Here is a 203-nt window from a genome sequence, read left to right on the forward strand (position 1 = left end):
AAGCTGGATTGTACAGAGGTAGATGACCACAAAAAGCTGTTTGAATCGAAGCCAGAATCAAGGCTCTTTAGTATTCCAGTTTGTAGTAGAGAATATCAAACCGAAGAGGTATTTGATTTAAGGGCGTCAAATGCCCCACTTCCTGAGCGTGAATACCTTTACAACGGCAAGTGGCAAACCGAGTCTGAAATCGAACAATCAAA

Annotated in this window: 1 pseudogene; it reads left to right on the top strand. The window is 41.9% G+C overall.

Annotation, left to right across the window (positions count from 1 at the left end):
- Positions 1-203 (top strand): annotated as a pseudogene (locus IQP38_RS25550) (hypothetical protein); the annotation flags it as partial.

Source organism: Vibrio sp. OPT41, from assembly GCF_015163595.1.
GTDB classification, from domain to species: domain Bacteria; phylum Pseudomonadota; class Gammaproteobacteria; order Enterobacterales; family Vibrionaceae; genus Vibrio; species Vibrio alginolyticus.